13 protein-coding genes are annotated in these 12,977 nt (G+C 68.1%); 6 read left to right on the forward strand and 7 right to left on the reverse strand.

All coding sequences use genetic code 11. The annotated features are described in order from the left end of the window. Window positions 1-15 precede the first annotated feature (15 nt). A complete protein-coding gene (locus tag ACZ5IK_RS08115; RefSeq protein ID WP_465487097.1) occupies window positions 16-675 on the reverse strand; it encodes a hypothetical protein in 660 nt (219 codons plus the stop codon). Between the two features lie 180 nt (window positions 676-855). Here ACZ5IK_RS08115 and ACZ5IK_RS08120 point away from each other — a divergent pair, with 180 nt between their 5' ends. Further along, entirely contained in the window at window positions 856-1,170 is a 315-nt protein-coding gene (locus ACZ5IK_RS08120; protein WP_465487098.1) for a DUF6204 family protein, read from the forward strand. Here ACZ5IK_RS08120 and ACZ5IK_RS08125 read toward each other — a convergent pair. Both ACZ5IK_RS08125 and ACZ5IK_RS08130 read right to left on the reverse strand, forming a co-directional pair. Then, a complete protein-coding gene (locus ACZ5IK_RS08125) occupies window positions 1,142-2,254 on the reverse strand; it encodes a Fic family protein (RefSeq protein WP_465487099.1) in 1,113 nt (370 codons plus the stop codon). The genes ACZ5IK_RS08120 and ACZ5IK_RS08125 overlap by 29 nt on opposite strands. Window positions 2,255-2,406: 152 nt before the next feature. Then, the gene (locus ACZ5IK_RS08130; RefSeq protein ID WP_465487100.1) at window positions 2,407-3,345 is read right to left on the reverse strand and encodes a neutral zinc metallopeptidase; all 939 of its coding nucleotides are present in this window, start codon (window positions 3,343-3,345) and stop codon (window positions 2,407-2,409) included. 159 nt (window positions 3,346-3,504) lie between these two features. Here ACZ5IK_RS08130 and ACZ5IK_RS08135 point away from each other — a divergent pair, with 159 nt between their 5' ends. After that, the gene (locus ACZ5IK_RS08135) at window positions 3,505-4,530 is read left to right on the forward strand and encodes a polyprenyl synthetase family protein (protein WP_101612072.1); all 1,026 of its coding nucleotides are present in this window, start codon (window positions 3,505-3,507) and stop codon (window positions 4,528-4,530) included. A 13-nt stretch (window positions 4,531-4,543) separates the two neighbouring features. Further along, window positions 4,544-5,857, forward strand: a complete 1,314-nt coding sequence (locus ACZ5IK_RS08140) for a sunset domain-containing protein (protein ID WP_465487101.1) — start codon at window positions 4,544-4,546, stop codon at window positions 5,855-5,857. Window positions 5,858-5,927: 70 nt separating this feature from the next. Here ACZ5IK_RS08140 and ACZ5IK_RS08145 read toward each other — a convergent pair whose 3' ends face one another. The 4 genes from ACZ5IK_RS08145 to ACZ5IK_RS08160 all read right to left on the reverse strand — a co-directional run bounded on the left by ACZ5IK_RS08145 (window position 5,928) and on the right by ACZ5IK_RS08160 (window position 10,401). After that, on the reverse strand, window positions 5,928-6,995 hold the full coding sequence (locus tag ACZ5IK_RS08145; protein ID WP_465487102.1) for a 2-oxoacid:ferredoxin oxidoreductase subunit beta: 1,068 nt from the start codon (window positions 6,993-6,995) through the stop codon (window positions 5,928-5,930). After that, a complete protein-coding gene (locus ACZ5IK_RS08150) occupies window positions 6,992-8,899 on the reverse strand; it encodes a 2-oxoacid:acceptor oxidoreductase subunit alpha (RefSeq protein WP_465487103.1) in 1,908 nt (635 codons plus the stop codon). The genes ACZ5IK_RS08145 and ACZ5IK_RS08150 overlap by 4 nt, the downstream gene beginning before the upstream one ends. Before the next feature lie 289 nt (window positions 8,900-9,188). Further along, entirely contained in the window at window positions 9,189-9,941 is a 753-nt protein-coding gene (locus tag ACZ5IK_RS08155) for an enoyl-CoA hydratase (protein WP_465487104.1), read from the reverse strand. A gap of 13 nt (window positions 9,942-9,954) precedes the next feature. Beyond that, window positions 9,955-10,401 (reverse strand): Lrp/AsnC family transcriptional regulator, encoded by a 447-nt coding sequence (locus tag ACZ5IK_RS08160; RefSeq protein ID WP_005151923.1) that lies wholly within the window; start codon window positions 10,399-10,401, stop codon window positions 9,955-9,957. Between the two features lie 74 nt (window positions 10,402-10,475). Here ACZ5IK_RS08160 and ddaH point away from each other — a divergent pair, with 74 nt between their 5' ends. The 3 genes from ddaH (at window position 10,476) to ACZ5IK_RS08175 (ending at window position 12,860) form a co-directional block, all read left to right on the forward strand. Further along, entirely contained in the window at window positions 10,476-11,318 is an 843-nt protein-coding gene (gene ddaH / locus ACZ5IK_RS08165; RefSeq protein WP_465487105.1) for a dimethylargininase, read from the forward strand. Window positions 11,319-11,409: 91 nt separating this feature from the next. Beyond that, complete coding sequence (locus tag ACZ5IK_RS08170) at window positions 11,410-12,066, forward strand: polysaccharide deacetylase family protein (protein WP_465487106.1); 657 nt, start codon at window positions 11,410-11,412, stop codon at window positions 12,064-12,066. 116 nt (window positions 12,067-12,182) lie between these two features. Further along, on the forward strand, window positions 12,183-12,860 hold the full coding sequence (locus tag ACZ5IK_RS08175) for a glycoside hydrolase family 75 protein (protein WP_465487107.1): 678 nt from the start codon (window positions 12,183-12,185) through the stop codon (window positions 12,858-12,860). Window positions 12,861-12,977: the final 117 nt, after the last annotated feature.

The raw sequence follows: 12,977 nt of genomic DNA on the forward strand, positions 1-12,977 counted from the left end.
CCCTGGTGGGATGGATTACGGAGTGGGGGAACAGGCTGTGCGCCCGATGACCACTTCACCGGTGATGCCGGAGGCGGGCGCGAACTTGATCCGCAGCATGGTCAGCCCGATGCTGCCGTTACCCGGCAAGGTCTGCTCGTTGAAGACCGCCTCGGCGAGCAGGGTCCCGTTGGACTTGGTGATCGGCTTGACGTAGCCGACCGGCACCGGCGACGGCAGGGTGCCGAGCCCGGTCGCGCCGCCGTAGGTCCAGCTCGCGTTGGTGGTGTTCTGCGTCGCGTCGCAGCTGACCTTGTAGGTCTTGATCTTGATCCGCGGCCCGCTCGACGACAAGAGGGCCGACAGCTCGAAGTTCTTGCCTTCGGCGACCGACTTCGTCGTGGTCACGTCGTTTTCGGGGTCGACGACGGTGGTCGTGCAGGTCGACGTGCCGCCACCGAAGGTGATCCCGGTCCTGGTCACGACCCCGGACGAGTTGCTCGTCGGTCCCTCGACCGCGCAGTCGGCGAGCGACGAGACCGAGATCGGCGCCGAGTTGCCCTTGGTGAAGGCGGCGGAGCCGAGCGAGGCGACGCCCGCGGGGTTCGACGCGGCGGCCGGTGCCACTCCGGCGCCGAGACCCGCCAGCAGCAGTGCGCCGACCAGGCCGGCCCGGCTTGCGATGGTGATGCGCATGGGCTTCCTCCTCACGTGATGGAGAGCGAGCCGGATCGGCCGTTCTTCCCTTTGTGATCACTATCTGCGTGTCGGATTCGACCGTTGCGCGCGTGACGGTCGTTTCACTCGACCGTGGATCATGGGCACCCGTTGGATATTCGGGTTCGTATCCGGATACAGTTCTGTATATTCGAGCGCATGCCGACCTACCGCGTCCTCGTCAACGGCAAGTTCGACCACCCCGACGCCGACACCCGCGCCCGGCTCGTGGCCGGGCTCGATCAGCACCAGGCGATCGGCTTCACCGAGGACGGGCTGCTCACCTACAGCGCGCACCTCGGCGCGTTCACCTTCCGCGTCACGCTGGTGGGCGAAGAGGAACGCGACGTGCTCGACGAGGCCGAGCTGAAGGTGATGGAACTGCTGGACGCCAAGGGCTACCCGTACCGCGATGTCGCGGGGAAGGCGACCTGCATGGACGACATCAAGATCCGGCGCCGTCCAGCGTCCTGAGGATTTCCGCGGCCAGGAAGAGTCGCACGCGGCCCGGTGACTCGATCTCTGTCAGCACTCCCGCGTCGACCAGCTTGAGCACGTTCTGGGTCGCGGCCCGATGTGTGACTCCGAGGATCCCCGCTGCCCGGTTGATCGTCATCGCTGGCGTCTCGAAAAGCGCGTCGACCAGCTGTGGGAGCAGGCTGGAAGTGCGCGCGGAGGTCGCCCTCGTCCGATAGTCCTGCCGGAGTGAGTGCAGTGCGACGGCCCGGTTGCGCGCGTCGATCGCCTGGTTCTCCAGTACCGAAAGGAAGAAGTGGATCCAGCCGGTCCAATCCCCTTGGGTGCTGACCGCGAGCAGTCGAGAGTGATACTCGTCGCGTCGCGGCTCCAGGTAGGCGGACAGGTCCAGGAGCGGGGCGGGTAAGAGGCCCCATTCGACGAGCAGCAGAGTCACCAAAAGCCGTCCGACGCGGCCATTGCCGTCGATGAAGGGGTGGATCGCTTCGAACTGGTAGTGCAGGCAGGCGATCGTGATCAGTGGTGGCAGCACATGCTCCGCGTGCAAGTACTTCTCGAAGGCGTCGAGACAGCCCCAGAGCTGCTCCGGTGGCGGCGGAACATAGCTCGCAGTGTCGAGTACGCAGCCAGGAGGGCCGATCCAGTTCTGTGACCTGCGGAACTCGCCCGGTGTGGCGTATCCACCGCGAACTCCGGTGAGCAGGACCTGATGGGCTTCGCGGAGCAGGGGAAGGCTCAGTGGCAACCTGCGTTCGGGGGCGAGTACGTGTCCCAGCGCGTTCACATAGTTGAGCACTTCCTCCACGTCGGAGCCCTGCTTCGAAGCTGTCGGCTGCAGTTCGAACAGCACGAGTTCGGACATGGTCGCTTCCGTGCCTTCGATCCGGCTGGAATTCACGGCCTCGCGACGCATCATCGAGTGGACCAGGAACGCCGCGCTCGGCAGGGTGCTCCCGACGCCCGCGAGCTCCCCGACGGCACGGTCCGCGGCGGAAAGCGCGCTCGCCAGACCGAGGTCGAAGTCGATGTCCGGGGGGAGAGGCGGCGGGACGAAGGCGTTATAGCCGCGCTCCGAACGCACGAGGTTCACCCTCTGGCGTTCTGAGACGGTCGCTGTCCGCATTGATACTTACCTCTCCCGGCTAGCCAACTGTGATACTTGAAGCGTCAAAAGTATCACAGTGAAGAGAGTGTGCTACTTGGCTTCGCCTCCGGCGCCGCTGAGTTCGCCGGTCAGGACACCTCGCTCGTCGGGGCCGCGAAGGTGTTGCACGCCGACGTGTCCTTGGCGTTCAAGCCGCGCTTCTGCCACAAAGCGGCGCTCTTCGACGAGCCGTGGGTGTCGCTGTCTTCGAACGTGCTTCGCCTGAGTTCGGAGACCATCCCGGCGCCGATCGAACCGCGGCCCGCCGCGTTGGCGAGGAACATCGCGCTGAAACAGTCGGCCTGGAGTTCGAGTCGCCTGCTCAAGTCGAGGATCTTCGGCTGGTCGCCGTCCGCCTCGCGGTAGAGCGAGTCGTGCTTCGAAAGGATGCCGGACTGCTCCTGGACGTGGTGCCCGTACTCGTGGGCGAGCAGGAACAGCTGGGTCAGGAGGTCGGGGCCGCGGTCCTCGAGCTGCCTCGGCAGCGGGACGAAGATCGTCGCGCCGTCCGAGCAGTAGAAGCCCATGGCCTCCGAGGCGGGCGGAGGAGGGCCGCAAGCGGTGTTCTGGACGTCGTCCGCGTTGACCTTGACCGGGATCCGCGGTTCGCCGACCTGGGTCAGGACGGGGTGCCACGCCTGCTCCAGGCAGGGGACCAAGGCCAGGTAGAAGGCCTCCAGCTTCTCCTTCGCACGGCCGAGCTTCGGCAGCTCGCAGGTCACCTTCGGCATGGTCGCGCCGGGGGCGACGAGCGGATTGTTCGCCGTCTCGTACTTGCGGGTCGGTACGGGCGGGCGTGAGACCGAAGGCGCGGAGGACGGCGAGACGGTCGGCTGCTGCCGGGGTTGGACGGCGCCCGCCCTCGAGTCCTTCATGCCGCCCACCACGAGCGCGGCGACGACCAGCATCACCGTCATGAACACGGCGAACAGGATGACGGTGATCCACACCGTCGAACGCCGCTCCCGGTGGTCTTCGGCGGGAGGCGCCCACGCCGGTCTTTCGCCGGAATCATCCGGTGTCGTCATGCTTTTTCCCCAGTTCGCGTGAAGAGCAGCAGGATACTCGGCGGGGGTGTCATGTTCGTCACCGTTTCCCCTGGACAGCACGTCAACAGGCCTCAGTGGGTAGCCACTACGCTGGAAGCAATCCCGAACGGTGTCAAAGAGAGCGGAGCCGACGTGTCTGTGTCTTCACCTGCCCCAGGTGGTGCCATCGAGGACCTGCGCGCGTCCGTGGGGCTCCAGATCGCCGATGAACAGCTCCTGCGCACCCTCGCGGCCGGCCTCGCCGACGTCGAGACGCTGCTTCGCGACGTCGTGCGCAGTGACGTCAAGGCCGTCGAGGACGCCGCTTCGCACCTGGTCGAGGCGGGGGGCAAACGCTTCCGTCCGCTGTTCACGCTGCTGGCCTCGCAGTTCGGGCCGAAGCAGGGCGACCAGGTGGTCATCGCCGCCGCGGCGGTCGAGCTGGTGCACCTCGCGACGCTGTACCACGACGACGTGATGGACGAGGCGACGATGCGCCGCGGCGCGGAGAGCGTCAACGCCCGCTGGGACAACACCATCGCGATCCTGACCGGCGACTTCCTGTTCGCGCACGCCTCACGGCTGGTCGCGGACCTCGGCACCGACGCCGCCCGGATCATCGCCGAGACCTTCGGCGAGCTGGTCACCGGCCAGATGCGCGAGACGGTCGGCCCGGCCGACGGCGACGACGCCGTCGAGCACTACCTCACGGTCATCGCGCAGAAGACCGGCTCGCTGATCGCCACATCCGGCCGCTTCGGCGGGATGATGTCCGGCGCCGCCGACGAGCACATCGACGCGCTTCGCCGCTTCGGCGACATCATCGGCACGGCGTTCCAGATCTCCGACGACGTCATCGACATCGCGTCGGCCTCGGACGAGCTCGGCAAGGCGCAGGGCACGGACCTGCGTGAAGGTGTCAGCACGCTGCCGATGCTGTACGCGCTCGCCGACCCGGCCACCGACCCGCGTCTGGTCGAGCTGCTGTCGGGCCCGATCTCCGACGACGAACTCGTCGCCGAGGCCCTGGACCTGCTGCGGGCCTCCTCCGGACTCGAACGCGCACGCGAAACTCTTTCCGACTACGCTCGTCGGGCGCGTGCCGAGCTCGCGTCGCTGCCCGCGTCGCCAGCCCGGGACGCCTGCGAATCGGTCGCCGACTACCTGGTCGCGCGAACGCATTAAAGGGGCAAGATAGATGTCCATTTTCGGACAGGTTTGGCTGTGGAGCCTGCTGGCGTTCGTCGTCGGCGCGCTGCTCACCTGGCTGGTACTAGTGCTTCCCGCGCGCAAGCGCATCCGTGAGCTTGAAGGCTCGCTGGCCACCGTGCACGCCGAGACGTCCCGGCTGCCCGCCGGGGTGAGCCTCGGCGCGGGGGCCGCGGCCGCCGCGGGCGGGACCGCGTACTTCACGAAGCCGACGGACGACGAGCTGGACGAGGAGTTCGCGGCCGCCGAAGAGCCGCAAGCGCCGAAGCCCGCTTACCCCGAGACGCTCACCGAGCACGAGCCCGCGCAGGTGTGGACCGAACCTGTCCAGGAGCAGGCCCCGGAGCCCGTCCAGCACGTCGTCGAAGAGCCCCCCGCCGAAACGCAGACCTTCGAGCCGGAAGACGAGTACGAGGCCGAGTACCGCACCGCGCCCGACGTGGAAGTCGAGCCGGAGCCGGAGCCCGCGGCCGAGCGGACGCAGTTCATCCCGGCGGCCCAGCTGGAGCCCGAACCCGAACCCGAGCCGGAGAACCCGTACGCGGCCGCCGCGACCGAGTACCTCCAGCCCGCGTCGAAGCTGGACGTCGAGCCCGAACCGGAGCCCGAGCCCGAACCGCAGCCGGTTTTGCCTGGCGAAGGGCCGTACCGGTCCCGCCTGGAGATCCAGCTGGACCCCGAAGGCGTCGAGACGCAGCCGGAGCCGGTCTCGCTGTTCAGCCCCGCCTCGCGCGTGGACACGGAGCAGGCGCCCGTCGAGACCAACTGGTTCGAGCGGGAAGAAGAGCTTCAGGATCCGCCCGCGTACGCCTTCGGTTCCGATGAAGAGGCGCGGGCCGGCCTCCTCGACTCGGAGCCCGAGACACCCGCCGAAGCCACCCAGGTGCTGCCCAAGCGCACGCCGAGGGGCATGGTGCGCGGCGGTTTCGAGCCGCCGCAGCCGATCCAGCCGTCGATGCGGGCGATCGAACGTCGTGAGCCGGACCTGTCCGGCGGTCAGAGCGGTTCGCTGTTCGAGCCCGCCGTCCAGCCGGGCGACGCGATGCCCGCCCCGGAGCCCCCGCCCGCGCGGGAAGCCGCCGCTCCTGTCGCGGAGTCCGTTCCGCCCGGCCCGTTCGGTCCCGGTTCGGCGATGCCGCGGCCGGGTGGTGGCCGTCCCGCCGACGACTTCGCGGTCAAGGCCAGCGTGACGGCCCTGCGGTACTGCACCGAGGACTCGCCGCAGTTCCCGAAGATGGTCGCGGAGGTTTGGTTCCGCACCGCCACCGACGCGGAGCGCGTGGGGTTCCGGCCTCTCAGCTGACAAACGCTATGAAAGGCCCGTTACTTGCAAATTTTGCAAGTAACGGGCCTTTCATAGCGTTCGGGACCGGCTAGCTCACGACGGTCCAGGTGTCCTTGCCGCGAAGCAGCCCCTGCAGGTCCGGCTTGCGAGTCGCGCGCGCGGCCTCGACCTGGGCACGCGCCTGGTCGTCGTAGGTGGGCCGCTCGACCTGGCGCAGGATGCCGGTCGGCACGTGGTTCAGGTTCTGGTCGCCGATCCGCGACAGCGCGAACGCGTACGCGGTGTCCTCGATCGCCGGGTCGTGCACGACGAGGTTCTCCTCGCCGATGTTCGCGACCTTCCCGACCTCGAGCCCGCCCCAGCCGCCACGTGTGACGCCGAACTCGCCCTGCGGTCCGAACTTGATCGGCTCGCCGGACCGCAGCGGGATCAGCCGGGACGCGGCTTCGTCCTTGTCCTTGAGGACGTCGAAAGCGCCGTCGTTGAAGATCGGGCAGTTCTGGTAGATCTCCACCAGCGCCGACCCGCGGTGCTTCGCAGCGGCCTCCAGTACCTCGGTCAGGCCCTTGCGGTCCGAGTCGAGCGCGCGGCCCACGAACGACGCCTCGGCGCCGATCGCCAGCGAGAGCGGGTTGAACGGGGTGTCGACCGAGCCCATCGGGGTGGACTTGGTGACCATGCCCGGCCCGGACGTCGGCGAGTACTGGCCCTTGGTGAGGCCGTAGACCCGGTTGTTGAACAGCAGGATCTTGATGTTCACGTTGCGCCGCAACGCGTGGATCAGGTGGTTGCCGCCGATGGACAGCGCGTCGCCGTCACCGGTGACGACCCACACCGACAGATCGGGCCGCGCGGTGGCGAGCCCGGTCGCGATCGACGGCGCGCGGCCGTGGATCGAGTGCATGCCGTAGGTGTTCAGGTAGTAGGGGAACCGGGACGAGCACCCGATGCCCGAGATGAACACGATGTTCTCGCGCTTGAGGCCGAGCGTCGGCAGGAACGACTGCACGGCGTTGAGGACGACGTAGTCCCCGCAGCCGGGACACCAGCGGACCTCTTGGTCCGACTTGTAGTCCTTCGCCTTCTGCGGCTCGGTTTCGGTCGGTACAAGGTCTAAGCCGCCGAGAGTGGGAATCCCCAGGTCAATCGCGGTCACTTCGCCGCCTCCGTACTGGTGATGATCTCCGTGAACACGCCTTGCAGCTCCTCCGCCTTGAAAGGCAGCCCGGCGACCTTCGTGTACGACCTCACGTCTACGAGGTACTTCGCCCTTAGGAGCATCGAAAGCTGGCCGAGGTTCATTTCAGGGACGACCACGGTGTCGTACGAACGGAGTACGTCACCGAGGTTGCCCGGGAACGGGTTGAGATGCCGAAGATGCGCCTGCGCGATCGGCATTCCTTCCTTGCGGACGCGGCGGCACGCGGCGCCGATCGGCCCGTAGGAAGAGCCCCAGCCGAGCGCGAGCACCCGTGCCTTGCCGCCGCTCGGGTCGTCGATGACGAGGTCCGGGACGTCGATGCCGTCGATCTTGGCCTGCCGCAGGCGGACCATCGTCTCGTGGTTGTCCGGGTCGTAGGAGATGTGACCGGTCTTGTCGGCCTTCTCCAGACCGCCGATCCGGTGCTGCAGACCGGCGGCGCCCGGCACCGCCCACGCGCGGGCGAGGGTCTCGGGATCGCGCACATACGGCCAGAATTCCCCGGAACCGTCCTCGGCATTCGGCTCGGTGGCGAATTCCACCCGCAGATCCGGCAGCGTCTCGACGTCCGGGATCAGCCACGGCTCCGAACCGTTCGCGATCGCGCCGTCCGACAGCAGGAAGACCGGGGTCCGGTACTTCAGCGCGATCCGGGTCGCCTCCAGCGCCGCGTCGAAGCAGTCCGCGGGGGAGAGCGGCGCGATGATCGGGACCGGGGACTCGCCGTTGCGGCCGAACATCGCCTGCAGCAGGTCGGCCTGCTCGGTCTTGGTCGGCAGACCGGTGGACGGGCCACCGCGCTGGACGTCGACGACGACCAGCGGCAGTTCGGTCATCACCGCGAGGCCGATGGCTTCGGACTTCAGCGCGACACCGGGCCCGGACGTCGAGGTGACGCCCAGCGCACCGCCGTAGGAGGCGCCGAGCGCCGCGCCGATGCCGGCGATCTCGTCCTCGGCCTGGAAGGTGAGGATGCCGTAGTTCTTGTGCTTGGACAGCTCGTGGAGGATGTCCGACGCCGGGGTGATCGGGTACGTGCCCAGCAGGATCTGCAGGCCGGACTGCTGCCCGGCGGCGACCAGCCCGTACGCCAGCGCGGTGTTCCCGGTGATCTGGCGGTACGTGCCCTGGTTCAGCTTCGCGGGCGCGACCTCGTACGTCGTCGCGAACGACTCCGTCGTCTCGCCGTAGTTCCAGCCGGCGCGGAAGGCCAGGATGTTGGCCTCGGCGATGTCGGACTTCTTCGCGAACTTCTCGCGCAGGAAGCGTTCCGTGCCCTCGGTCGGCCGGTGGTACATCCAAGAGAGCAGCCCGAGCGCGAACATGTTCTTCGCGCGTTCGGCGTCCTTTTTGGACAGTCCGGTCTCTTCGAGCGCGCCTCTGGTCAACGTCGACATGGCCACCCGGTGGACTTGATAGGCCGAAAGGGTGTCGTCGTCGAGGGGGTCGTTCTCGAAGCCGACCTTGACCAGGTTCCGCTTCGTGAACTCGTCGGTGTTGAGGATGATCGTCCCACCTGTCGGGACGTCGGCGAGGTTCGCCTTCAACGCGGCGGGGTTCATCGCGACCAGGACGTCCGGCCGGTCGCCCGGCGTCAGGATGTCGTAGTCGGCGAAGTGCACCTGGAAGCTCGAGACGCCCGGGATGGTGCCCTGTGGCGCGCGGATCTCCGCGGGAAAGTTCGGCATGGTGGACAAGTCGTTGCCGAAGGCGGCCGCCTCCGAGGTGAACCTGTCGCCCGTCAGCTGCATGCCGTCACCGGAGTCGCCGGCGAACCGGATGACCACCCGGTCCAGCTTGGCGACCTCAGTGGGCCTCACGGCCGACAAAGAGCTGTTGCCGTTCGCACTCGTGCTCATAGGTCAGGGATTCCCTCTCTCCCGACGTGCGTCGTCCCCGGCAGCGCCGGAGATCCGGTGCCTCGCCCGGCGATGTCGGCCAGGTCACAGGTGCCGTGTCCCGAGGTTAGTCCCCGGCACACGTCCCAGGTTGCCGTATCAACGGCCTGGACCTACTCCTCGAGTGTCCTGAGCTCGGCGCTGAGCGGGGATTATCCGGTTTATGTGTTACCGATGGTAACGGTTAACAGTACGTCCCGATTGTGAGCCGTATCTCCTTCAAGCGTACGGAAGTCCGCTCGAGGAACGGTCATTGGCCGGTCATTGCGGCCCTCAACCTGGCCAGCCGCTCGGTGAAGGCGGGCGCGGTGAGCGACGCCAGCTGAGGCTCGATCTCGGCGTCGACGGCGGCCGAATGGTCGGTCAGTGAAGCGGTGTGCCGAAGCGTGCGCTTCGTCACCAGGAGGACGTCGCGAGGGGCGTCGACGGCGGGTTTCGCCAGTTCAAGGGCGGCTTCGAGCAGATCTCCGTCGGCGAGCCGGAGCGCGAGCCCGGATTCGACAGCGGCTTCGGCGCCGACGACCTCGCCGAAGAGTGTCATCGCGGCGGCCTTCTGCGGGCCGACGAGCCGTTGGATCATCCACGTCATCCCGCCGCCGGGATGGATGCCGAGATCAAGAAATCTGGCCACGAACTTCGCCTTCGGTCCCACGATGCGGACGTCCGCGGCGAGCGCGAGGTTCAGCCCGGCGCCCACCGCGGCACCGCCGACGGCGGCGATCGTCGGCAGGGAACAGCGGGCGATCGAGAGGAAGCCGTCGTAGATCGCGCGGAGCCCGTCCTCCCGTGCGCCGGCGAGCGTGTCCAGGTCCGCGCCCGCGCAGAAGGCCGGAGGCGCGCCGGTGACGACCACGGCGTGGACGCTCTCGTCGGCTTCGGCACGCGCGACGGCGTCGGCCAGCTGGGCGGACAGGTCGAGGGTGAGGGCGTTGCGGGTCTTGGGCGCGTCGATGGTGAGCACGGCGACGCCGCCGTCATGGCTGGAGCGGATCTGATCGGTCACGGTGCCGAGGGTTTCACGCTTCGGGCGTCGGCGGGCGCTCCAGCAACCGGGAAAGGACGACGGTGGAGACCGTGCGGTCGACGATCTCCAGACCGCGCAGCCGCTCCAGCGCGGTCTCCAGATGGTGGATGTCCGACGCCCGCAGGTGGACGATCGCGTCGGCCGCGCCGGACACCGTGTAGGCCGCGACGACCTCCGGCAACGGCTCCAGCCTGGCGCGGATCCGGGCCGGGGTGATGTTGCCGTTGCAGGTCATCTCGACGAACGCCTCGGTGCCCCAGCCCAAGGCCTCGGGGTCGACGACCGCGGTGAAGCCGCGCAGAACCCCGGTTTCGAGCAGTCTGTCGACCCGCCTCTTCACCGCGGGCGCGGACAGGCCGACGACTTTCCCGATGTCGGCGTAGCTGGACCTCGCGTTGGCCATCAGACATGAAACGATTCGCTGGTCGATGGTGTTCACACGCAATGTTTAGCAGGTATACGCGCAGCGAACAGCGATTGATTGCGGAATTAGGTGAGCCTTACCCTTCGTGTATGCCGGTACTAGAGCAGCCCCGTGTGCCCACGACGCGCCGCTACCTCATGTGCCCGCCGCGGTACTTCGCGGTGGATTACGTCATCAACCCCTGGATGGACCCGTCCGTCCCGGTCAGCGTCGACGCCGCGATGGCGCAATGGACCGAACTCCGTGACACCTACCGACGTCTCGGCCACACGGTCGAGGAGATCGACGCCCAGCCCGGCCTGCCCGACATGGTGTTCGCCGCGAACTCCGGCACCGTCGTCGACGGCCGGGTCCTCGGCTCCCGGTTCCGCGCCCCGCAGCGCACCGCCGAGGCCGAGCACTTCCGCCGCTGGTTCGTGGAGCACGGCTACCGCGACATCACCATGCCCGAGAAGATCAACGAGGCCGAAGGCGATTTCGCCTGGACCGGCAAGGTCCTGCTCGCCGGCACCGGTTTCCGGACCGACCCGGCCGCGCACGCCGAAGCGCAAGAGGTCCTCGGCGTCCCGGTCGTCTCGCTGCGGCTGATCGACCCGAGCTACTACCACCTCGACACCGCGCTGTTCGTGCTCGCCGAGGCCACCGACGCCACGCCCGCCCAGATCGCCTACTACCCGGAGGCGTTCTCGGCCGGGTCGCGGAAGGTGCTGGCGCGGATGTTCCCGGACGCGGTAATCGCGGACCGGGCCGACGCGGAGTGTTTCGGCCTGAACGGGGTGTCCGACGGCCGCAACGTCGTCCTGCCGCTCGAAGCGACCGGTTTGGCCGCGCGGCTGACCAAACGCGGCTACGAGGTCGTCTTCCTGGACATCTCCGAGCTCAGGAAGGCGGGCGGCGGCCCGAAGTGCTGCACCCTGGAGATCCGCAAATAATCCGTTCGTGGCCATCTTGCTCGATCATGTAACTACTCCATTCGCCAACTCGATTAATCGGGAAACACACTCGGTCCCGAATGAGGCGCGGATGGTGATCCTGGCGATTGGCGGCGTGGGCAGGCCCGTGCGCGCGCTGGATCCAGGCGAAAACGAAACCTGGGTGACGGTCGAGCAGTTCGAGCGGGTGCTCGACGCGGTGGCCGGACGTGAAGACGTCGGGCTCACCTTCGACGACGGCAATTCGTCCGACGTCGAGATCGCGCTCCCCAGACTGGTGGAGCGCGATCTCACGGCGGAGTTCTTCCCGCTGGCAGGCCGGATCGGCCAGCGGGGCTTCCTCGACGCGAACGGCCTGCGCGAACTGGTCGAGGCGGGCATGTCGATCGGCTCGCACGGCTGGGAGCACCGCGACTGGCGGCGACTCGACGACAGGCACGCCCGGCGTGAACTGGAGACCGCGCCGAACCTGCTCGCCGACTTGAGCGGGAAGCCCGTCCGCGCGTATGTGCCGCCGTTCGGCGCCTACGACCGGCGGGTGCTCAGCAGGCTCCGGCGTTCCGGTGCGACGAGGGTCTACGCCGCGGAAGGTGGCGTGGCGTCACGCGACGGCTTGGTGCGACCGCGGACGAAGATCAGGCATGACGTCGACCAGGACTGGATCGACGGCGTGCTCGGTGATCGGGACGGCCTGTACCGCCGAGCGGGACGGGTGATGGCGCGAGTCTCCAGGCTTGTCCGCTTTTGACCGGTTTTCGTTGCGTAGTGGGAAAACAACACCCCGCCGGCCCTTGAGTCCGGCCACCGACGACTGCATCCTGGGCACCCTCGATAAGAAGCCTTATTAACTAAGGGGTGCACGGTATGCGGAAGTTGCTCCTGTTCTCGGCGATGGTGGTGGCCGCAGGACTGGCCCCCGCGGCGACGGCCGTGGCTTCGACGGCTCCGGCCGCCATCCAGGCGGGCCCGACCGCGCAGCAGTTGCTGGCGAAGACGACCGGTTGCAAGCAGGTCTCGAACGGCAAGTACAAGACCGACGACGAAACCGGCCGGACCATCGCGGTCTGCGACGCGGGCGGCGCCGTGTTCTGGAAGGCCGACATGGACATCGACTGCGACGGGCAGCCGACCGCGCGGTGCAACAAGAACACCGACCCGTGGTTCCAGGACGGCACGGCGTTCCCGCGCTCCGACGGCAAAGCGCTGATCGCCGACCAGACGCCCTACGTCGTCGTGCCGAGCGTCAGCAGCACGTGGAACTTCGGGAACTCCGGGCTCAAGGGCGCCGGCTCGTGCGCGGTGATCTACAACAACAAGGTGCTCTACGCCGTCATCGGTGACACCGGCCCGAACGACATCATCGGCGAAGCGTCCTACGCGGCCGCGAAGGCGCTGGGCATCAACCCGGACCCGGCGAACGGCGGCGTCGACTCCGGGGTCACCTACATCTGCTTCAAGAACTCGAAGGTGTCGCCGATCGAGGACAACGGAAAGTCGACCTCCGTGGGGGAGGGCCTGGCGGCGAAGTTCGTCCAGGGGTAACGGTCGGGGTGGTCGTGGGGGGGGGGGGGGGGGGGGGAGGGGAGTCACCCCCCCCCCCCCCCCCCCCACCCCCCCCCCCCCCTCTCCCCCCCCCCCCCCCCCCCCCCCCCCCCCCCC

The organism is Amycolatopsis sp. NPDC031561 (assembly GCF_055580625.1).

Excerpts from the sequence above, each read along its gene's own strand:
- ACZ5IK_RS08150 (WP_465487103.1), bottom strand. The coding sequence starts at position 8,899 with ATGAGCACGAGTGCGAACGGCAACAGCTCTTTGTCGGCCGTGAGGCCC.
- ACZ5IK_RS08175 (WP_465487107.1), top strand. The coding sequence starts at position 12,183 with ATGCGGAAGTTGCTCCTGTTCTCGGCGATGGTGGTGGCCGCAGGACTG.
- ACZ5IK_RS08140 (WP_465487101.1), top strand. The coding sequence starts at position 4,544 with ATGTCCATTTTCGGACAGGTTTGGCTGTGGAGCCTGCTGGCGTTCGTC.
- ACZ5IK_RS08115 (WP_465487097.1), bottom strand. The coding sequence starts at position 675 with ATGCGCATCACCATCGCAAGCCGGGCCGGCCTGGTCGGCGCACTGCTG.
- ddaH (WP_465487105.1), top strand. The coding sequence starts at position 10,476 with ATGCCGGTACTAGAGCAGCCCCGTGTGCCCACGACGCGCCGCTACCTC.
- ACZ5IK_RS08120 (WP_465487098.1), top strand. The coding sequence starts at position 856 with ATGCCGACCTACCGCGTCCTCGTCAACGGCAAGTTCGACCACCCCGAC.
- ACZ5IK_RS08130 (WP_465487100.1), bottom strand. The coding sequence starts at position 3,345 with ATGACGACACCGGATGATTCCGGCGAAAGACCGGCGTGGGCGCCTCCC.
- ACZ5IK_RS08170 (WP_465487106.1), top strand. The coding sequence starts at position 11,410 with ATGGTGATCCTGGCGATTGGCGGCGTGGGCAGGCCCGTGCGCGCGCTG.